The organism is Streptomyces sp. LE64 (assembly GCF_052606915.1).
The window spans coordinates 3,859,116-3,879,138 of the sequence record NZ_CP199708.1 but is presented as its reverse complement, the minus strand read 5'-3'; the positions used below and the strand labels follow the sequence as shown (position 1 = coordinate 3,879,138).

Below are 20,023 nucleotides of genomic sequence, written 5' to 3'. Positions count from 1 at the left end.
CCCCTTCCGTCGCCCGGGCCCGGCCCGCTCGGCGTTGGGGTCAGGCCCCGGAGGAACCCGAGGCGGTGTCCGCGCCCTCCCCGGCCCAGCCGCCGGGAGTGCGCCAGATGACGTCGACCCGGAAGACGTCACGGACCGTGTCCGCGGCCCACTCCTCGGCCGGCGGTTCGGAGAGCACGAGGTAGAGACGGTCCGCCGGCGCGGGCAGGGTGTGGTTGATCTCCAGCAGGCGGGTCGCACCCGAGCGGAGGTCCGCGTAGGCCGAGCGACCCGCGCCCAGGGCCTCGTAGAGGAACAGGCCGTGCCCGGTGACGCAACTGACGTCGACGACGGGCGAATCGGTCGGCTGGAGATCGGCCCAGAGGAGCGAGGACTTCAACGCGTGACGGATCGCCTCGTGCTTCTTGCAGGTGCGGTCCGCCGCGGCGGCCGCCTCCAGCGCCCCCAGCAGGTCCTTCCCCACCGTCGGCTCCGGCCTGGTGTCCACGTCGGTCGGCTGCACTTCTTCCTCCGGTTCGGGGTGCGACGGGGCGTCAGCGGAGTCCGGTTCGGTCCCGGGGGCGAAGCGTGCCGCGAGTTCGCGCCGGGCCGCAGCAAGGGGCTCGGCCCAGCCGGAGTCCGCCACCTCCGCCGCGAGCCGCACCGGGTCCAGAGCGCCTTCCTTGAGGGCCCGGTTGGTGGTCGCGGCGAGGTCGCGCAGAACGCTCAGCGCCTCCCGGTCCGGGGAGCCGAACAGGTGCAGCACGTCGACCCAGTCCGCCTGGTCCCGTCGCAGGACGCGGTTGGCCATGCCCTGGAGTTCGGAGAGGCGACCGCGGGCGTCGGCAACCTCGCCGTCGCCCGCCACCAGTTCCCCGAGCACGTCCAGAGCCGCCAGGTAGCGCCCCGCCATCCGCTCCGAGACGGGCGACCGGCCCCGTTGGTCGGCGGTGAGCACCGTCTGGCTCGTCTCGTTGGCGAAGACCCAGCAGTCCAGTTGCTCGCCCCTCAACGGGGGGACCGATCCATGGCGAACGGTGAGGACGAGCGGCCGGTCGATCGGCGGGGACAGCGCCCGGACCTTGTGGCGACCGCCGGGGACCCGGGCCACGACCTCGACCCGGACGTCCGTGCCGATCCGGGGCAGCCGCCCCTCACCGTCCTCCTCCCGGGCCGCGGCCGCCTTCGGCGCCCCGGGCGCACCCCCGGACCCGAGGAGGACCGCCGGCAACGGGGCGGTGTGCAGCACGGTCAGGGTCTGGGTGCTGCGGGTGAGGGCGACGTACAACTGCCGCAGTCCGGCAGGGCCCCGGTCGGCGATCGTGGCGGGCTCGACGACCAGCACGTGGTCGTACTCCATGCCCTTGGCCTGCGCCGCCGCCAGCACGGAAACGGCCTCCCGGTCCTGCCCGACGACCTCCTCCCCCTCGGCGATCCGTCGGCTGATGGCGTCCAGCCAGTCCGAATCGTCGGGGACGACGACGGCCACGGAGCGGGGAGTGCTCCCGTCGCTGGTGCGCACCAGTCGCGCCACCTGGGAGACGGTGTCGTCGAGCAGTTTCCACGGCTCGGTCGCCAGGGTCCGCACGGCGTCCGGTCCCGCCCCGCGGACGGCCCGCGGATAGGGCAGGGACGGAGCGACGGTACGGGCCAGCGGGGCGACGAACTCCATGATCTCGGCGGGGACCCGGTAGCTGGTGTCGAGTTGGGCGACCCTCCAGTCGCCGTGGTCGGAGAGGAGGGCGCCGAGCAGGTCCCAACTCGTCGGGGTGTGGGGCCCGGTCGCCTGCGCGAGGTCGCCCAGGACCGTCATGGAACCCCCCACGGCGCAGCGCCGTCGCAGGGCGCGGGCCTGCATGGGCGTGAGGTCCTGGGCCTCGTCGACGACGATGTGCCCGTACCGCCTCGGGGTCTCGCCGCTGATGAGCACCTGGAGTTCTTCGAGGCAGACGCGGTCGTCGAGGGTCCACGGGTCGGCGTCGGCACTGGCCGCCCGGACGCGCGCCAGTGCTGCCCGTTCGTCCTCGTCGAGGACGCCCTCGGTGCAGCTCCGCAGCAGATCGGCCGAGTCGTAGAGGGTGCGCAGGGCTTCCCGGGGGCCCGGTGACGGCCAGACCCGCTCGACGAGGCGCTCGACCCTTCGGTTGCGTTCCAGGTCACGACGGATCGTGCCGGTCTGGCTCCGGCGCGGGGCGACGTCGGCGAGCTCCCGGAGGAGCCGGTCGACGAGCAGGCCGCGGAAGCGCTCGCGGCGCTCCCGGAAGGAGCCTTCCCCGGTGTGCGCCCGGTCGAGGAGGGCGAGCACCTCGGACCTCGGCAGACGCAGGGTCGTACTGCCGGCGGTGACCACGACCGCGGGCTCGTCGCCCTCGAAGGCGGGGGCGACGGTGAGCGCGTCGAGGGCCTCGGGGCGGTAGTCGCTCTCCACCCGACGCCGCAGGACGGCCGCCATGCGCTCGTCCGACTTCACCAGACGGGCCCGCGGCTCGTCGGTACCGAGGACCTCGCCCTCCCATAACCGGTCCAGTTGGACGGCGTTGACGTCCCGGGTGCCGAGGGTGGGGAGGACCTGGCCGACGTAGTCGAGGAACCGTTGGTGCGGGCCGATGACGAGGATGTCCTGGGCCTTGAAGTGCTCGTTGTTGACGAGCCAGGTCACCCGGTGGAGGCCGACCGCCGACTTGCCGGTGCCCGGGCCGCCCTGCACGACGAGGATGTCCGAGGGCGAGCCGGTGACCAGCTCCATCTGGTCGCGGCGGATGGTCTCGACGATGTCCCGCATCCGGCCGCCGCGCGACCGCTGGAGCTCCCGCAGCAGGAAGTCGTCCGGCTGGAGCGCCTTCCGCCGCCGTTCGACATCGCCGGGGGTGGGGACCGGCGCCGCGCGCTCCGGGGTCGTCGCCTCCGCGGCCCGGTCGTCGGCGACCTGCCGGGGCTCGGGCACCGGTTCGGGTCCGGTGACGGCCTCGGGCGGAGCGGCGGACGCGGTCGGAGCGATCTCGTCGACGTAGTCCTCGACGATCTGCCGCACACAGCGGAGCCGCCGCCGCAGGACCACGTCGCCCGCCGCCTCCGGCCTGGCCTCGATCCACTTCTTCGCGAGCGGGCTGGTCCACAGCACGACCACGGGTTCGCTCGCTCCGTCCCGTACGCCCCGGCGCCCGATGTACCAGGGCCGGGGCTCCCCGCCCGGGTCCTCCGGTGCGTCGACCCGGGCGAAGACCAGCGCCTCGTCACCGAGCCCGCCGTACGCCTCGGCACGGGCCTCCGTTCCGGCCCGGTTGGCGATGCCGTCCTTGCCGCTGGCGGAAGCGGTGGCCGCCGAGGTGCCGCTCAGCTCGGCGAGGCTCGTGGCGTAGCAGGCGTAGGCGTGGTCCACCGCCCGCTGCTCGCCGGCGAGGACCTGGTCCCGAGTGGTGGTGCTCATGTGCGTCCTCCCTGCGGTGCCAGGAGACACACCGCCACGGGCAGTTGCCCGTACCCCGCTGAAACAACTATCAGAAATCGGATGGTGACGACCCGTCAATGATCGGATCGAGTCCCCGGCTTCCGGCAGGGGGCAGACCGCTCAGCGGTGGTCCCCGGGACCGGCCTCCCCGGGCCGGCATCGCCTTCGTGCGGGCCGGTACCGCCCCCGTCCCCCGTTGGGCGCCGCACCCCGCCCTCCGCGGGGCGGCGGCACGACGTGCCGCCGTCCAGCCCACGCCGCTCCGGCGCCGGCGGCTCGGCCCGCTCCGCCGTCCTCCCGGCCCCGCCGGCGCGGTCCGCGCACGGGCCCCTCCGCCCCAGGTGCCGCAGGGGGTCCAGGACAGTGCCCCGCACCCGTGCACCCCCACCCGCTACACTGACGGCGGTGCGCCGGTCCGCCGGTGCGCCGCCGGATCAGTGGGCCGATGCGTCCGGGATCGTGGCTCCCGCCGCAGGTCTCCACCGCATTTCTCGCAGATCCCCGCCTTCGTAGCTCAGGGGATAGAGCACCGCTCTCCTAAAGCGGGTGTCGCAGGTTCGAATCCTGCCGGGGGCACAACGCGTTACCGCTCTGACCTGGGGTTTATCCCCCCAGGGAGGGCTCCTACTCGGCCTCGGACTTCTCGTCCGGGGCCGTTTGCGTGAGCGGTGCGTGAGCGGACGGAGAGTTGATCTCCGGAATTCCTCCCGACGGATCAGCATCATCCGGCACAGACTCCGGGCCGGGATGCTCCGCGTCGTCGGGCTCGGCTTCCGCTTCGGGGGCGGTGTTCTCGGAGGTCGCGCGGGCGCGCGGGACGAGCCGGGCTGCGGCCTCGGCGATCGCCAGGTCCGCTTCGGGGAGCAGGCTCGTGTACGTGTCGGCCGTGATGGTGATCGAGGAGTGGCCGAGCATCTCCTGGATGTCCTTCAGGTCGGCACCGGCCGCGTGGGCGAGGGTCGCGGCGCCGTGGCGGAGGTCGTGGAGCCGGACCGGCGGGAGGTCGATCTCCTCGTACAGCTCGATGAACCGTCGTGTGACGTTGGCGGGGTGGAGCAGCTCACCGTTCTCTTTGGTGAAGACGCGTCCGGTCTCCACCCACGCGTTCTCCCACTCCTTACGGTCCTTGCCCTGCTGGGCTCGGTGCCGCCTGAGGGCATGGACCGTGTCGGAGTCGAGCGCGATGGTGCGTGCGCCGGCGTCGGTCTTGGGGTCGTCCTCGTACACCTCCCAGCCGTCCACGACGAGTTGCTTGGCGACGGTGATGAGACCGGCGTCCAGGTTGGTGTCGGTCCACTTCTGGCCGCACGCTTCGCCCCGTCGCAGTCCGCGGAACGCGATCAGGTGGAACAGGGCGTACAGGCGGTCCTCCGCGACGTGGTCGAGGAAGAGGCCAGTGTGCTCCGGCGTCCAGACCATTACCGACGACGGCTTCTCGCTGGTGCGCTTCCAGTGCAGGATGCGTTCCTCGGTCCATACGAGGGCCTTGGGCCGCCTGCCCGCCTCCAACTCGACGTGGGCGGCCGGGTTGAAGGTGATGAGCTGCTGAGCAATCGCGGCGTTGAGCGCGGCCCGCAGGGTGGAGCGGACGCGCTGGCGTGTGGCCGGACCGACGATGCGGCGGTAGGGCTCCATCTCGTCGATGGCCGCCTTCATCGCCTTGCGACGGGCGCGGGGCTCGCGGCCCTTCCAGGGGATCTGGGCGAGGTCCTCGAACGCCTTACGGCGGGCTGCGTTGCCTTCGGCGATCTCGACGTTGGCCTCGGCGATGGCCTCGAACATCTCCGACAGGTGGGCGACCCGGAGGCGGTCGAGCCGGTAGTGCCCGATCCTGGGTTTGAGGTGCACCCTGATGTTGCTCTCGTCGCGGCTGATGGCGCTCTGCCGCCCCCTCTTGCCCGCCAGCCACATGTCCAGCCACTCACCGACGGTGAGCCTGCTCGTCAGGTCCAGGCCGTGGCTGAGGCGCCTGCGGGTCGCCTCGATGTTCGGCAGCGGGGCCTTCTCGTCGGCCACCTTCTCCAGCAACTCGGCTATCTGGCCCAGGCCCTCGGCGTCGTCAGTGTCGGCGAGGCCGACGAGCGCGCGCACGTGGTCGAGGTCCGCCTGGGCGGCCTTGAGGGAGTCGTAGCCGGCGCGGCTGAATGAGCGGCGGGTGCCGTCTTCGCGGGGCGGGAGTTCCTGGCGTATGGAGTACGAGCCGTGCTTGCGGCTGGAGAGCTTGGGGCACTTCTTGCCGAGCGGCTTACCGGTGTGAGGGTCGCGGCAGTAGCAGCGGCGGTGGGTGGAACCCTTCAAAGATCGTTCTCCTCGGTGGTGTCGATATCCGGTGGATCGACGTCGTCGAGCTGCGAGGGCAGGTGGGGTGGGGTGCCGCCGGCTTCGCGGATGGCGTCGCGGTGGCTGCGCAGCTCGTGCTTGGCGTTGGTGGCCTGGTCGGCGTACCGGGCCAAGGCGCGCTCGGCCGCTTCCCGCTGGACGCGGTTGGGGGCGGTCTTGACCTTCCAGCGCTCGTAGTCCTCGCTCTCTACGGCGGCCAGGGCCGAGCGGACTTCGAGGTCATGGGCCAGGAAGTGGTCGAGCATGTAGTCGGTGGCGTCATCGGCAGCCGAGCTGCCGGTGAACCACTGCAGGGCGTCGAATGCCGGTTGCGGGTCCTGGTAGGGGAGTTGGCGGACTTCGTCGACGTAGCCGACGGGGTAGATGAGGCTGATCGGGGACATGCGCAGGGCCTTGGCGAGGACCATGACCTCGACCAGGGGCAGGCTGGCTCGGCGGCCGGACTCCATGTTGGCGATCACGTTGCGGGGGATCGGGTAGCCGATCCCCTCGCACCTGTCGGCGAGATCCTGTGCGCTCCACCCCAGTTCCTTCCGTCGTCTGCGGACCTCGCCAGCCACGGTGGCCATGACGTGGTCCTCCCATTCGAGGTCGTCGACCTCGGTGTCCTTCTCAGATCCATAGTCGGAACGGTGTTGTGTCATGAAGACACATTAACTTGCCTACCGTTGATTCCATGGCCTGGAGACGAGCGCGATCGCCGTGTTCGCCGAGGGCTCAGTCATGGATGGAGCGCGTATGCGCGAGAACGGACTCGCCGGCCGGGCGAAGGGCATGAGCCGCGAGGAGCTGCTGGAGCTTCCCGCAGCCATTGACCTGGAGACGGGCAACCGGGCGTTGGGGCTGGGGCGGAGCAAGGGGTACGAGCTGGCCAAGCGCGGCCAGTACCCGTGCAAGGTGCTGCGGCTGGGCAACGCCTACCGGGTGGTGACCGCGGACCTGTTGGCCCTGCTGGGCCTGGCCGCGTGACAGCGGGGAGCGATAGCAGACCATTCTGCGCTGAGCTGACACAGAAACGCTGGACTGTTGCCGGGTGTGGACGTACGGTCCGTGTTCCCTCGCGATCACCGAACGCTCGCGAGAAAGGGGTGGGCCCCCGGCGGTGCAACGCCGGAGGCCCGATGACTCCCCAGCGATCCCATGTGAACCGACCCGGCGGCAAGGGCGTGCAAGCCCGCCACCGCCAGACGAGGAGCTGCCGAGTGCAACCCGAGAACCCCGAGCCCTATTCCGCCCCCGCGCAGGCCGTCTGGCCCGCAGCGGCCATCCCCGGCCGCCCCGGCGCCCACCTGCACGCCACGCAGGCCGACGGCGCCGATCGGAACCGGGACGGCGATGCGGACGCCCGTGGCGCCGACGAGGTGGAGACGCCGAGCGGCCTGGAGGCGATACCCGATGCGGAGCCGACCTGCGGCTCGGCGCTGCTGGATGAACTGCGTGCGCAGATCGCCCAGTTCGTGATCCTGCCCTCGCCGGAGACGCTGGACGCGGTCACGCTGTGGGTGGCGGCGACGCATCTGCAGCCCGCGTGGCAGCACGCGCCGCGTCTGGCGGTGGTGGGGCCGGCGAAGCGGTGCGGCAAGTCGCGGCTGCTGGACGTGCTGACCGAGACGGTCCACGAACCGATGCTCACCATCAACACCACACCGGCGGCCATCTTCCGGTCGATCACCGAGGAGAACCCGCCCACGCTCCTGGTGGACGAGGCGGACACCATCTTCGGCACCCCGAAGATGGCCGAGAAGAACGAGGAGATGCGCGGCCTGCTCAACGCCGGCCACCAGCGCAACCGGTACGTGACCCGGGTCGTCGGCAACGACCACACCCCGCACCGCTTCGCGACCTTCGCCATGGCGGCCATCGCGGGGATCGGCGACCTGCCCGACACGGTCATGGACCGGGCGGTGGTGATCCGGATGCGGCGCCGGGCCGAGGGCGAGAAGGTCAAGCCGTTCCGGTCGCGGCGCGACATCCCGGCGCTGCATGAGCTGCGTGACCGTGTCGTCGCGTGGGTCGGGCCGCTCCTGGACGAGGCCGCGGACCTGGAGCCGGAGATGCCGGTCGAGGACCGCGCGGCGGACACCTGGGAGCCTCTGGTCATCGTCGCCGACTTGGCGGGCGGGCACTGGCCCCGGCTGGCGCGCCTCGCGTGTGCGCGGATGGTTGCCTCCGAGGTGGCGGCCGAGGAGGACCACCCGAGCGGTGCGCGGATACTCGCTGACATCCGCCGGGTTTTCTACGCCCAGCGTGAGGTGGACAGCCTGTCCACCGAGGAACTCCTTCACCATCTGCGCCAGGACGCGGAGGCTCCGTGGGCGGAGTGGGGACGCGGCGGGCTGACCTCCCGCGACCTGGGCAGGATGCTCCGCACGTTCGAGATTCGGCCTGGCAACGTGCGGATGGCCGACCGGACCCAGCGCAAGGGCTACATGCGCAACAAGTTCCTCGACGCCTGGCGCCGGTACTGCCCCAGTGTCCACTCAGTGGACACCCCGGCGGCCCCGTCCGGTGAACCACCCACCGTTCACTGAGTGAACGCCCTGCCCGGCGGTCTCGACGCGGGCTGAACCCCGCCCCTTGTTGCCGTCCTTGCCGTCCCTGCCGTGATCTCGCAGGTCACACGGCCTACAGGCAAGACGGCAACCGGCGTCAAGACGGCAAGGCGATCCACCATCGCAGCCCACCGCCAAGACGCCGCCCGTATCCGTCATGCGCCGTCCCTCGCCGTCCTGCCGTATCGCCGCAGGTCACAGCCCTGCCCGCCGGGACGGAAGACGCAACGCCACCGTCCCGACCGGGGGCACGGCCACACCGGCACCCGGACCGCCGAGACGTCCCGCGCTTGTCTCCTCTCGGAACGAGATGTTGGCGGCGCCTGCCGGGACGGAGAGCCGAAGCGGTTGCCGTACCCGCTGTGACCTGCGCCTGCAACGGCCAAGACGGTAAAGACGCCCCACACCGAAACCACAGGAGTACCCCGCTTGAAGGTCCCTCTCTTGTCCCGTCGCCAAGAACGCCCGCCGCGTGGCGACCAGCCCGGTCAGGCGCAGCCGGTGAAGACGAAGCTCAGTGCGGAGCAGCGCGTGTTCCGCTTGGCCGGGTTCGTCATCGTGGTCCTGACCGCCGGTGCGTTCTGGCTCTCCTACGCGCACCTGGCCGAGGTCGCTGCCCAGCACGGGCTTCGTGACTCGCCGACTCGTCGATGGGCGTGGCCCGCGACGTTGGACGCGTTCATCGTCGCGGGTGAGCTGCTCATGCTCCGCGCGGGCCTGCGCCAGGTCACCGATGGATGGGCCATCGGCGTCACTGCCATCGGATCGGTCGGCTCCATCGGGCTCAACGTGGCCGGGGTGACCGGCACTCGCGAAGTCGGCAGCGTCCCGTTGCTCGACTACGTGGTCGCGGCGGTTCCCCCGGCCGCCGCGATGGTGGCCTTCGGCGTGCTGATGCGGCAGGTCCACGAGCTCGTCGCGGAGCCTGCCGACCATTCGGCCCCTGATGCAGCGCAGGTGCCGGAACCACCGGCCACCACATCCGTCCACCCCGCCGCGACCTCGGCCACGGCAGGCCGACAGCCACGCGAAGCTCCGGTCGCGCGCGTCGGGCCTGCCAGCCCGGCCGCTGAGCTGCCAGTCTCCGTATCCGTCCGGTCGCCGGAATCGCCCGCTTCCACTGCGGCGGGCAGGGTGCGCGGTGGCCGTCCGCCTGGCGCCTCCCTCCAGGTGCTCGTGGAGATCGGCCGGGCTGCTGCCTCTGAGCAGGGCAAGCTCACCCGGGCCGTCGTCCGGACGGCAGTTGAGGACAAAGGGCTGACGGTCGGCAGCAAGCGGCTCACCGAGGTGATGGACATCCTCCGGGCCGACCTCGAACCCTCCGCCGAGACCCATCGGACCGGCAGCTGACCGGAACCGCTGCCGGGTGACCGGAACCCTTCCGGTCACCCGGCCCGCCGGTCACCACCCGCACGTAACGCGTGATCGTCCACACCTGTGGATGAGGCGGAAACCGTCCGAACGCCATCCGATCTTCGTGGTGCCCCGCGCGCCTTCCCCACCCCTCTCCGGAGAACCGTCCATGACGCACGACCCACTCCAGACCGACGACGCTCCCGACGAGCCGCTGCCGCTGACGAAGTCCCCTACCTTGTTGGACCGTTGGCGCCGGGCGTTCGGACGGCCTTCCCCGGGCGGAGCCAGTAGTACCCCGAGTCCGACTCATGGCCGGCCTTCGGGGGTCTCCGCCCCGGGGGTGGCGGAGACGGCCCAGCGCCAGGGGGCGCCAGGCCGGGACGTCGGGGCCGAGGGCAGCCCCGGCGAGGACACGCTCCACACCGTCCAGCGCGCAACTCTGCGCCCCGTACGCGCCGCCGACACCGCCGAGATCGTCGGCGGTGAGCCCGTCGTGAAGAGCGTGCAGCCCACGATCCGCCGCTTCACCGGCACCAAGCGCGTCGTCCGCGTCGGCCCGCTCCGCTTCACCGGCGACGAGCAAACCCAGCTGCAGGAGGCCGCCGCCGAGCACGGCTACAAGGGAGACTCCGGCTTCGCCGCCGACATCGTCCTCGCCTTCATCACCGGCCGGTTCACCGCCAACCTGCCCCTGTCTGAGGACCGCCGCCGCACGCACGTCTTCCGCGCCCAGGTCCTGCGCCAGCTCAACCGGATCGGCGTGAACGTCAACCAGATCGCCCGCGCCCTCAACAGCGACCACACCCCACCCGACATCCGCGAGCGCCTGACCGAACTCCACGACCTGCTGGAGCTGATCGCCGAAGCCCTGCGCCGGCCCGCCGATCCGGAGACGGAGGCGTCCGCGTGATCGCCGCCATCAAACCGGCCGGGTCCAACACCCGCGGCCTGCTCGCCTACCTCTACGGCCCCGGCGACCACGACGAGCACCTCGACCCGCACATCGTGGCCGCCTTCGCGATGCTCGGCATGCCCGACCCCGGCCGCGACGAGAACGCCACCCTCACCGAACTCGCCCGCTACCTCGACGAGCCTGTACACCTTCGGAACAGTGAGTTCGGCAAGCCGGTCACCGACCACGTCTGGCACTGCCCGGTCCGTGCTGCCCCCGAGGACCGCTACCTCTCCGATGCCGAGTGGGGCGAGATCGCCCAGCGCATCGTCCAGGCCGCCGGCATCGCTCCGGCCGGTTACGACCTGGCCTGCCGCTGGATCGCCGTACGCCACGCGGACGACCACATCCACATCCTCGCCACGACCGTCCGTGAGGACGGCCGCCGCCCCAAACTGCACGGCAGCGGCGTGCGCGTCGGTGACTCCTGCCGCGAGATCGAAAAGGATTACGGGCTACGGCAGTTGAAGAAGGGGGACGGAACCGGAAGCCGTCGCCCGACTCAGGCCGAGATGCACAAGGCCGAACGGCTCGGCTGGGACCAGCCCAGCCCCGAATGGCTCCAGGACCGCATCCGTGCCGCCATCCCCCACGCGACGAACGCCGAGGAATTCATCGCCTACCTCGAAGCCGGTGGCGTCGAGGTCCAGGTCCGGCGCGGCCCGTCAGGCGACCTCCTCGGCTATGCCGCAGGCCGCCCCGGCGACGTCAACGAGGCCGGCGAGCAGATCTACCACCCCGGAAGCAAGATCTCCCCCGACCTCTCCCTGCCCAAAATCAAGGCCCGCCTCGAATCCAGCCGGCCCGAAGAACACCCCACCGCCCGCCGCAACCACCCCAGCACCCCCTGGCACCAAGCCACCGACGCCCTCGACACCCTGCACACCGACCTGGCCGAGGACACCCACGCCCAGGCCCACATCACCGCCCTCGGCGAACTCATCGAAGCCACCGCCCAGACGGCACCCGCCCCTCTGCGCGCCGAACTCCAGGCCGCCTCCCAGGCGTTCGCCCGGGCTCAGCGCTCTCAGGTCCGGGCCGAAGACCGAGCCGCCCACGCCCTGCGCAGTGCGGCACGCGACATCGTCCACACCGCCACCGGCTCCGACGGAAGCGCACTCGCCGCCCTGGTCGCAGCTCTTGTCTGGGCCACCATCGTCGCCGCGCGCTGGCACGAAGCGAAGAACCACGCCCACCAGGCCGACGCCGCCCGCCAGGCCGTCCAGCACCTCCAGACGGCCGCCGACCGCGCCCTCGCCCCGACGCTCACCGAACTCACAGCCCGGCCACCCAGGGATCAAGCCCGCCGCGTCCTCGCCAGCGACGTACGAGCAGCCGTCCCCGGCTACGCCGAGCGCATCCTCGCCGACCCGGCCTGGCCCGCGCTCGCCACCGTCCTTGCCGACGCCGAAGCCCACGGCCACCAACCCCACCAACTCCTTCGGGAAGCCGCCGCCCAGCGCGAGCTGACCACCGCCCGACAGCCCGCCCGCGTCCTCATCACCCGCATCCAGCACACCGCCCGCAACCCAGCACCCAACCGCCGCGCCGAAGCAGCCCGCCGACGCTCCACCCTCACAGCCTCAGTCCGCGTCCAACAGACCCACGACGGTCAGCTTCCGTCAGCGACTACGACGCCTACCGAACAGCAACGCCGACAGCGCCGATAGGCACCGTCACGCCCGCAGGGGGGTTACGTTCCTCCGGGCCCAGAGGAACGTGTCAGGCTTTCCCGGATCACGCTGTCGCTCACGCGCAGAGCTGGCGTCAGTTCTCGTCGTAGCTCGTCCGGGAGGACCCCTGTGCCGAGGGCGCAGGAGCGCACCAGCGCGCGACAGTCCTGCACTTGCCCGTCCGTGGCGATCTCGGTGAACAGAGGGTGGGCCAAGTTCTCGCGGGCCGCGTAGCCGTCCTCGGCGTACGTCGTCCTGCGGTGGAGGTCCTCGACGATGTGGTGCGCGGCGAGCGCCTCGGCGGACCCGATCGCGTCGAGAACTGTAAGTCCGAGGCGGGTGTCGAAGACGGTCATCCCGGGTTCGGCCTTCCGCCCGGAGTAGGCCGTCACCAGATCGGCAAGATGACCGTCGATCGACTGCCCGGCGTCGCGTCGGCATAGGACGGTCAGGCATGCCGTGACGGCTTGTTCCCATGGGTCGCCGGGCATTGTGTCGGCAAGGAGGACAGCGGCCCATGCGGTGTCACCCGCAACGAGGGCGGCGAGTACGGCGACCTGCCGACCGTCGAGCATCCGCTTTCCGATGCCCTGGTGGGCTTCGATGTGCGCCAGCGCCTCGGCCCATCGCCCTTGGACGGTGAGGGTGCGCGTGCCGTCTGCGAGGAGGACGCGCCACAGCCACGCGCGAACTTCCTGGCGGTCTTCGCTGGTCGCAGTCAGGTCCGGGGGTACGGTGACGCCCTCGAACCGGGCGGCTGTACGCGTCTCGACGGCCTTGTACAGGTCGAGCAGTCGCTGACGGCCCTCATCGGCGTGGCCGGCGCGGATCTGGAGGCGAGCGAGATTGACGACCGGTTCCAGTCCTCGGATCGCGCTCATGCCGGGCAGGGGGCAAGCGTGGAGGTAGGCGGCGGCGTGCTGGTGGCACATCTCGCGGGCGAGGTCGGGAAGGTTTAGGTCGGAGGCAATGAGCGCGGCCTGGTTGTAGACGGCCGATCCGAGCCCCTGGTCAGCCTCTTTCACCGCGGTGTCGGCCAAGTCGACGAGTGCGCTTACGCGTTCGGGCAGGGGCAAGCAGGCGGGTCGGAATCGGGCGACGAGCGGGAAGCGCTGGGCCGTGAGGCCGTGCGGGTCCATGAATCCCCCGGGGTCGAGAGTGAGGGCTGTTGAGGCGACGGTGCCCGCCGGCCGTGTGCCGGCGGGCACCGTCCGCTACGCGTGGGGAGTCATCGCCAGTCGACGACGATGCGGTTCAGCGGGGTGTCGAGGGCGAAGAGACCGGAGCGCTGCTCGATCTCGGGGGCGTCGAGGGGCTTGATCTCGAAGGTGGCCTCACGGCCTCGGTACTGCCTGTCCCAGGTACGGATGGCGTCGGCGACCTTCGCGGCCAGTTCGTCGCTTCCGGGGCCGTGGCCGATGACGCCGAACTCCCAGAGTTTGTCGCCGTCGGGGGTCTTCTCCTTCGACAGGCGCCGGGCGAGGTAGGTGACGGCGCCCTTGTCGACGACCGCGGTCGACGAGGGGTAGGGGTCCTCAGTGAGCAGAGTGCCTTTGGCACTCTGGGGGAACAGCATCCGGATCAGGCCAGAGGGGAGAGAGCAGGTGACGAACAGTTCCATCCACTCGGGCGACTCCATGGCGCGGACCGTCATGCCGGTCCACTCCTCGGTGCGCGGCTGGTCAAGTACGCCTGCGAGGGCATCGGCGTCGATGCTGACCCCGGCGGGAGCCTGGAGTCGTACGGCGCCGTCCGTACTGAGCGGGATCACTCGGCGGTCGTCGTCAGCGATGCCCCGCCGAAGCGGCATGAAGGTGTTCATCTCGCTGCCGAGGGACACCCACCGGCCGTCACGCTGCTCGTAGGCGATGGAGCGGGACACCGTGCCCTTGAGGCGCTGGGGGACGAGGAGCCGACCGCCGGGGGCGAGCTGCTGCAGCCAGGCGTGCGGTACGCCGTGGGCACCGACAGTGGCGATGATCCGGTCGTACGGCGCCGCTTCGGCGTAGCCGAGAGCCCCATCACGGGTCACGGCCTCGACGTTGGTGATCCCGGCGGCGGAGAGGTGGGCGCGGGCGCCTTCCACGAGGTCGTCGTCGACGTCGAGCGTGGTCACATGTCCGGTCTCGCCGACCAGGTAGGCGAGCAGAGCGGCGTTGTAACCGGTGCCGGCGCCGAGTTCGAGGATGCGCTCGCCGGACTGGGCTTCGAGCTGGTCCAGCATGAGGGCGACGACGCCGGGCTGGGAGGCGCAGGAGATGGACGTGCCGTCGGTGTCGTACTTGATATGAACCGGTGTGTTGGCGTAGGCGTCTTCGAGCGACGCGTCGGGCACGAACACGTGGCGGGGCACGGTCCGCAACGCAGTCTCGACGGCGGGCGTGCGGGCGTGTCCGTCCGCACGGAGCTGGTCGACCAGGGCGTTGCGGAGGCGCTCGGCGTCCGCCGTGGGGGTGGTGATCGTATCGGTGTTCACCGCGCTGACGCTATCGATGTCGGCCGTTGCCTCGGTGGGCGACTCGGTGTGGTCACTCGTTCCCATGACTACCTCTCGTGCGATGTGGGACAGGGCGCTCTGGTCGTCCCGGAGGAGACCAGCGCGGTTGGCGTGGAAGATCACGTGGTGGGCGATGACGGCTCGCAGGCCGCGGGTGAGGGAGCCGCGCGCTGCGAGGTCGGCGAGCGTGGCGCCTGCCCGTTCGAAGGCGGTCACCCATTCCTTGTGCGCGTGGAGTGGGCTGCCCGGGTGGCAGAGGTTGTGGGCGTCGGCGGTCATGAGCTTGCGCATGGGCGGGGCCAGTTCGGCGGCTCGTTCGGGTGGTGGTGGATTGGTGGCCGGTCGAAGGGCTGCGACTTTCGCCCATACGTCGCCCTGTTCGAACCAGTCGAGTCCAGCGCCGCGCATCAGGGTGCTCGCCAGCAGGACGGCGGTTTCCCGGCGTCCCAAGTGCATCGGGCCCGGCTGGTAGGTGAGCAGGTGGTGGGAGTCGCTGTGGAACAGTTCGTGGGCTGCGTCCATAGTCTCCGGGCCGCCGAATGCGTCGGTCTCGGGCTCGTAGACGCAGGGCAGGCACGACACGGCCACGCCGTCGCCGACGAGATCGCTCAGGAGTGATTCGACGGCTGGTGAGGGCTTGTCGGCGAGATAACGCAGCGGCCAGGGCTGCTTGTTCATGAACCACCAGCCGGTGAGCTGCCCGTCGGCCTCGGCCTCGATCAGGGCTGGGCCGAGGCGTTCGGCGATGGTGCGCCGGGCAGTCTCGCGGTCAACGAAGGTGATGTTGTGCTGCTGCCAGTGGTCGGGAGGCATAGAGGTCCTTCGGTCGGTGGATCAAGCGATGAGGAGGCATGTGTCCCAGGCGGACCGGGGTGGTGCGGCGGTGCCGGGCGCGAGGAGGGCCAGGGCTATGCCGGCGGCACCGTCGAGGAGGCCGGGGCCGCCTTCCTCGTTCTGAATGAGAGTCGTGGCCATGCGTTCGAGGTCGGTGCCCGGTGGGATGACCGCAGCCAGGAGGGCCGGGATTGCGGCTCGGAGTTTCCTCACGGTCGAGGGGTGGGCGTCATCTGCCGTCCGCGCGGCAGCGTGGGCGAGGCCGGTGAATCCGTGGCAGATGCCGATGTCCGTTGTGGCCTTCAGCTGCTCGGGGTCGGTGAGGGCGGCCACGAGTGCGTTCTCCGCGTCGATCTGGCGGCTGGTATCGCCGAGGGCGAGCGCGGCAAATTGCTGGGCGCGGGCGAGGCCAGCGGTGCCGTAGCACCAGGATGGCCGCCGGGGCGCGGACGGGGCGAGACGCCCCCTGCGCAGCTCGCCCTGAGTGACCCAGTACGGCCAGACCGGTCCGCCGTCGGCCTTCTCCTTCCAGCGGTCCAGCCAGGCCAGGATGGTGCGCAATGCTGCGTGGTGCCCGTCGGTGACGGAGCCGTTCCGAGCGGCGAGGGCCAGGAGCGCGAGCACGCCGCCGATGCCGTGCGCCATACCGGTGTTGGCGTGTCCACCGGGGAATCGGTCGTCCGGGCTTCCCGAGGGCCCGGTCTCCGCCCACCAGCCCGGCAGGGTCTCGCCGTAGTGAGTGATCGGTTCGGTGAGGCGCACGCAGTAGTCAAGAACGGCGCGCATCGTGGAACTGCCGGGGTCTCGGCGCAGTAGATAGGCGCCGTATCCGGTGAGGCCCCGGATGGCGTCGAACTCGGCGAGCTGCGGCAGGCGTCCGGCGTCGATGCGGCGATGTGCGGCATCGAGACGGCGCCCGACGTCGACGGCGATCCGTCCGTCCATCGCGTTGAGGGCGCGCTGGTAGGAGCCGGGAAGGTGGTCGGCGACGCAGCTCAGGGCGTGGGCGAAGGCGGGCACTCCGTAGAACGGGTGGCTGTCCGGGCCGCTGGTGAGCGGCTGCCGGGAGGCGGCGGCGAGCCAGGCGTGGGCGCGGTACCACGGGCCGAGGCCGCTCGCGGCCAGCTCGATGTGCAGCAGCGCGATTCCGGGCGGGCCGTAAGCAAGGTGCTGCCGGTCCGAGGACAGCGTCCTGGAGGCGAGGGGCACGGTCTCGGGATCGGCGAGCCGGGCGGCGATGGCGTCGACCAGGCCGAGCGCGGGGTGGGCGGTCACGAAGCCCTCCCACGGGTGCGGGCGGTCCAGGCCAGGGCGGCGGCACGAGCCAGGTAGAGGCAGACCTCTTCCTCCGGGAAGTTCACGGCGACGTGGCGCACGAAATGGACGTGCAGCAGGGAGGTCAGGACGTCGTCGACGGCGATGCCCTGGGTGTCCGGGCCAGGCAGGTGCGGCCGGTACGTGGTGAGTGCCGTATCCCGGTCGGCCCATCCCGACACGACGGCGTCCCCGCCCGGGACACGGCGCAGCGCCGCCCAGTCGTCGCTCGGGTCAGCGAGCCGTACGACGTCGGTGAACTGCGGGCGCGGAACGGGAGCGGGGGCTTTCGGAGGGATGTGGTTGATCAGCCACCGCATCCCGGCTGCGGTGCTGCCGAGGAACGCGGAGGCGATGGCAACGGTGTGGGCCGCCACCAGCGTGCGCTGAACGGGGCGCTGTGACTGCGCGAGCTGAGCCAGGATGGCGCGCGAGTCTGCCCGGAAGACCTCCTCGGCCGCCTCCCACGCGGTGTCGGAGCCCCAACGGCCCATCTCCCGATAGGAGGTGGGATAGCGCAGGTCGGTCAGCAGGCCGATGCTTCGTAGCTCGTCGGCCCAAGCGCTTGCCGTTCGGGCCGTGTCAGCGAAGGCTTCCGGGTCGGGGAGGGCGATGCGTACGCGAAGGTGCTGGTCCGGGTCGCGGAAGCGGATGAACCACCAAGGCGGGTTACCGAGTTGTTCGAGAAGGCCAGGCAAGTGCCGGGATAGCAAGACGTCTTGGCGGCGGGGATCGCAGTACAGGGCGGCCAGAAGAACCGAGGACGCGGCAGGCGTCTGCATCTGGGCCGCAGACAGGACGCGGGCCCGGCTCGGGGTGGGCAGAGGTGGCCACGTCGGCGGTCGGGTCGCCCTGAGTGGAACTACGACCTCGTGGGCTCGCCCGCCGCACCAGCCGTACGCCTCTGGTTCAGGGGCCTCGACCAGCACGGCCAGGCGTGAACGGTCGAGGTGTCTGCGCAGGAGCGCACGGTGGCCGGCCTCGTCGAGGTCGAGGAAGAGGCGCCGGTCGTCCTCAACGAGGTAGACGCGGCGCGGCGGCCTCCGCCGGACACGCCAGGCGGCGAACGCAGCATCCCACTCGGCCCGAGGACGGACGCGGCCGGGCAGTTCGGACGCTTCCAGCCGCCACCGCGCCGGGGCCAGCACGGTCCGGCCGTACCGCAAGCGTGGAAGGAACGGCATCGCCGCGGCGGCGCCCCAGTCGAAGACGATGACCTGCGCGCACTGGGCGCGGGACAGTTCGGTGAGGAACCGCACCAGCGGCGACGTGTGGGTGCGCAGGTTCAGCGCGTGCATCCCGATGGCCTCGACTCGATGTCTGCGCTCGGGGGCGGCGAGGTACATGCGGCGGCCGTCGCACCCGACCGCCAAGTCCTCCGGGGTGAGGACGGTGTCCTGCGGGGCACGGTGCTCCTGAAGGCTGATCACGGTGGGTAGGACCTGTGGGGAGCGGGTGACGTGGGCGCTCTCGGGGAGCAGGGGCGGGAAGGAGAGCTGCGCGGGCATGGTGTTGCCGTCTGCGGCCGGGAGGTCAGCAAGCTCGGCGACCAGGGCCTCCCGGTCGGCGGTGGCCAACACGCTGAGGAACCGGCCCGTGGAGACGCCGACGCCACGGGACACGCTCACGACCTCCAGCCGGAACCGCCCGCCCTGCAAATCCTCCAGACTGGCCGCGTGCAGCCGCACCCCGATCTCCAGGTGCGGTGGCAGCCGAGGCTCGTCGGGACCTACGTCCAGGGCCTCAATCTGTTGGTCCGTGAGGATCACTTCGTTGCGTCCGTCGAGCGCGGCGGCCTGAGCCAGCCGTACGAGGGCGTCATCCCGAGCGGAGACGCGGCGCCTGCGTGCGCCGGCCGGAGTGCCTGGGTAGCCGTCGGGATAGCCGGTGCCGCTGTCCGCGACGACCTCCGCGAGCGGCACCATCGTGCCGATGCCGTACCGCTCGTAGAACCGCTGGTGGTACTCGTTCCACGCGGCGGTCCCGTACGGGCGGATGCTCAAGCGGGTCAGGATGAGAGCGGCGCGCTCGATCTCTCGGGCGGCCGCTTCCGGCAGAACGATCTGCGCGTCCAGGCGCAGGTCAAGCGCGACGGGGTGGCGACGAAGACCGGGGACGAGATCTCGCATCCGCGCCGCGACGCTGTCCCGGCCGCCGTGCGCGGCGCACTCCTCCAGGCCCGCCCGGACCGCGCGGAGTTCGCGCACGGTCTCCGCGACCGGGGCAAGGCTTCCAGCGTCGATCGCGTCGAGTTGGCCCACCAGATACCCGAGGGCGTCCGTCTCGGTGCTCGGAGTGTGCAGGCTCGTGATCAGCACCCGCCGCCGGATCAGCTCCGCCAGCAGTTGACGCGCCTTCTCGGGACCGGCCTCGGGGAACTCCGCCTGGAGCTTGTCCAGAAGGGTGCCGAACCGGATCGGCGCCCGGGTCGCGGCAAGGACCGCGCGCACCGGTCCGGTCAGGGCCAGAGACGCCTCGACCGCGCGCGTCCGCTCGTCCTGGAAGTCCGGCTGGAACGGCACGATGAGCCTGTCTCCCCGGTACGTCACGGTGTTGTTGACGACGACGGGCAGCCGTTCGAGAAGGACCGGGCATGACTCCAGCCGCGCGACCAGGGCCGCCAGCCACTCTGCCCCAGCGCGGCCCACGGCCACGTGTTCCTCGCCCCAGTCGGCCCGCGCCTGCGGGCCGAACTCCGCGGCGGCCACACCGGCGAACAGGCCGAAGGGCGTAGCCCGGTGCTGGGCCCGCAGCAGGTAGCGGGCCACGGAGAACGCCGCGCGCTGCACATCCCGGAGGGCGGGGTGCTCGGCCGTACACAGGGCCCCTACCTGCGCGGCCAGGACCGGGCTGGAGTGCTGGAGCGCCTCGGCAACGTCGTTGTCCGCCCAGACCGCGCGTAGCCACGCCACGCGGGCAGACGAACCACTGGGCGAGCGGTCATCGAGGTCAGGGCATGGAGGAAACGGCAGCGAGGGTCGGGCCACGGCGCGCACGAGAGCAGTGGAACCAGTACGGAACGCTGCAGGCAGAGCGACCACCGAGGTACCTCCGTAGGTGAGGGGACGGGCGGCTGGT

12 protein-coding genes and 1 tRNA gene are annotated in these 20,023 nt (G+C 71.3%); 6 read left to right on the top strand and 7 right to left on the bottom strand.

Translation table 11 applies throughout. From position 1 onward, the window contains the following. Nucleotides 1-40: 40 nt before the first annotated feature. Nucleotides 41-3,406, bottom strand: a complete 3,366-nt coding sequence (locus ACSMX9_RS17620) for a HelD family protein (protein ID WP_445395048.1) — start codon at nt 3,404-3,406, stop codon at nt 41-43. Nucleotides 3,407-3,930: 524 nt separating this feature from the next. Here ACSMX9_RS17620 and ACSMX9_RS17615 point away from each other — a divergent pair. Further along, nucleotides 3,931-4,003: transfer RNA gene (locus ACSMX9_RS17615), tRNA-Arg, on the top strand. A gap of 48 nt (nt 4,004-4,051) precedes the next feature. Here ACSMX9_RS17615 and ACSMX9_RS17610 read toward each other — a convergent pair. Further along, entirely contained in the window at nt 4,052-5,725 is a 1,674-nt protein-coding gene (locus tag ACSMX9_RS17610) for a site-specific integrase (protein WP_445395047.1), read from the bottom strand. Further along, nucleotides 5,722-6,411 carry a helix-turn-helix domain-containing protein gene (locus ACSMX9_RS17605; RefSeq protein WP_445395046.1) on the bottom strand — a complete coding sequence of 230 codons (690 nt, stop codon included), beginning with the start codon at nt 6,409-6,411 and terminating at the stop codon, nt 5,722-5,724. The genes ACSMX9_RS17610 and ACSMX9_RS17605 overlap by 4 nt, the downstream gene beginning before the upstream one ends. Before the next feature lie 94 nt (nt 6,412-6,505). Here ACSMX9_RS17605 and ACSMX9_RS17600 point away from each other — a divergent pair, with 94 nt between their 5' ends. From ACSMX9_RS17600 to ACSMX9_RS17580, 5 genes are all read left to right on the top strand, one after another. Next, on the top strand, nt 6,506-6,736 hold the full coding sequence (locus ACSMX9_RS17600; RefSeq protein WP_445395045.1) for a hypothetical protein: 231 nt from the start codon (nt 6,506-6,508) through the stop codon (nt 6,734-6,736). Nucleotides 6,737-6,969: 233 nt separating this feature from the next. Then, the gene (locus ACSMX9_RS17595; protein WP_445395044.1) at nt 6,970-8,298 is read left to right on the top strand and encodes a DUF3631 domain-containing protein; all 1,329 of its coding nucleotides are present in this window, start codon (nt 6,970-6,972) and stop codon (nt 8,296-8,298) included. 522 nt (nt 8,299-8,820) lie between these two features. Then, nucleotides 8,821-9,669: a DUF2637 domain-containing protein gene (locus ACSMX9_RS17590; RefSeq protein ID WP_445395043.1), complete on the top strand. Its 849-nt coding sequence runs from the start codon at nt 8,821-8,823 to the stop codon at nt 9,667-9,669. A gap of 346 nt (nt 9,670-10,015) precedes the next feature. Beyond that, nucleotides 10,016-10,585 carry a MobC family plasmid mobilization relaxosome protein gene (locus tag ACSMX9_RS17585; RefSeq protein WP_445395042.1) on the top strand — a complete coding sequence of 190 codons (570 nt, stop codon included), beginning with the start codon at nt 10,016-10,018 and terminating at the stop codon, nt 10,583-10,585. After that, on the top strand, nt 10,582-12,297 hold the full coding sequence (locus ACSMX9_RS17580) for a relaxase/mobilization nuclease domain-containing protein (RefSeq protein ID WP_445395041.1): 1,716 nt from the start codon (nt 10,582-10,584) through the stop codon (nt 12,295-12,297). Before ACSMX9_RS17585 ends, ACSMX9_RS17580 begins: the two co-directional genes overlap by 4 nt. A 23-nt stretch (nt 12,298-12,320) precedes the next feature. Here ACSMX9_RS17580 and ACSMX9_RS17575 read toward each other — a convergent pair whose 3' ends face one another. From ACSMX9_RS17575 to ACSMX9_RS17560, 4 genes are all read right to left on the bottom strand, one after another. Next, a complete protein-coding gene (locus tag ACSMX9_RS17575) occupies nt 12,321-13,439 on the bottom strand; it encodes a hypothetical protein (RefSeq protein ID WP_445395040.1) in 1,119 nt (372 codons plus the stop codon). An 89-nt stretch (nt 13,440-13,528) separates the two neighbouring features. Next, complete coding sequence (fxlM, locus tag ACSMX9_RS17570) at nt 13,529-15,610, bottom strand: methyltransferase, FxLD system (RefSeq protein WP_445395039.1); 2,082 nt, start codon at nt 15,608-15,610, stop codon at nt 13,529-13,531. A 21-nt stretch (nt 15,611-15,631) separates the two neighbouring features. Further along, the gene (locus ACSMX9_RS17565) at nt 15,632-16,906 is read right to left on the bottom strand and encodes a lanthionine synthetase C family protein (RefSeq protein ID WP_445395038.1); all 1,275 of its coding nucleotides are present in this window, start codon (nt 16,904-16,906) and stop codon (nt 15,632-15,634) included. Next, complete coding sequence (locus ACSMX9_RS17560; RefSeq protein ID WP_445395037.1) at nt 16,903-19,857, bottom strand: lantibiotic dehydratase; 2,955 nt, start codon at nt 19,855-19,857, stop codon at nt 16,903-16,905. The genes ACSMX9_RS17565 and ACSMX9_RS17560 overlap by 4 nt, the downstream gene beginning before the upstream one ends. Nucleotides 19,858-20,023: the final 166 nt, after the last annotated feature.

Coding starts and splice junctions, on each gene's coding strand:
- ACSMX9_RS17620 (WP_445395048.1), bottom strand. CDS start 3,406: ATGAGCACCACCACTCGGGACCAGGTCCTCGCCGGCGAGCAGCGGGCG.
- ACSMX9_RS17605 (WP_445395046.1), bottom strand. CDS start 6,411: ATGACACAACACCGTTCCGACTATGGATCTGAGAAGGACACCGAGGTC.
- ACSMX9_RS17600 (WP_445395045.1), top strand. CDS start 6,506: ATGCGCGAGAACGGACTCGCCGGCCGGGCGAAGGGCATGAGCCGCGAG.
- ACSMX9_RS17575 (WP_445395040.1), bottom strand. CDS start 13,439: ATGGACCCGCACGGCCTCACGGCCCAGCGCTTCCCGCTCGTCGCCCGA.
- fxlM (WP_445395039.1), bottom strand. CDS start 15,610: ATGCCTCCCGACCACTGGCAGCAGCACAACATCACCTTCGTTGACCGC.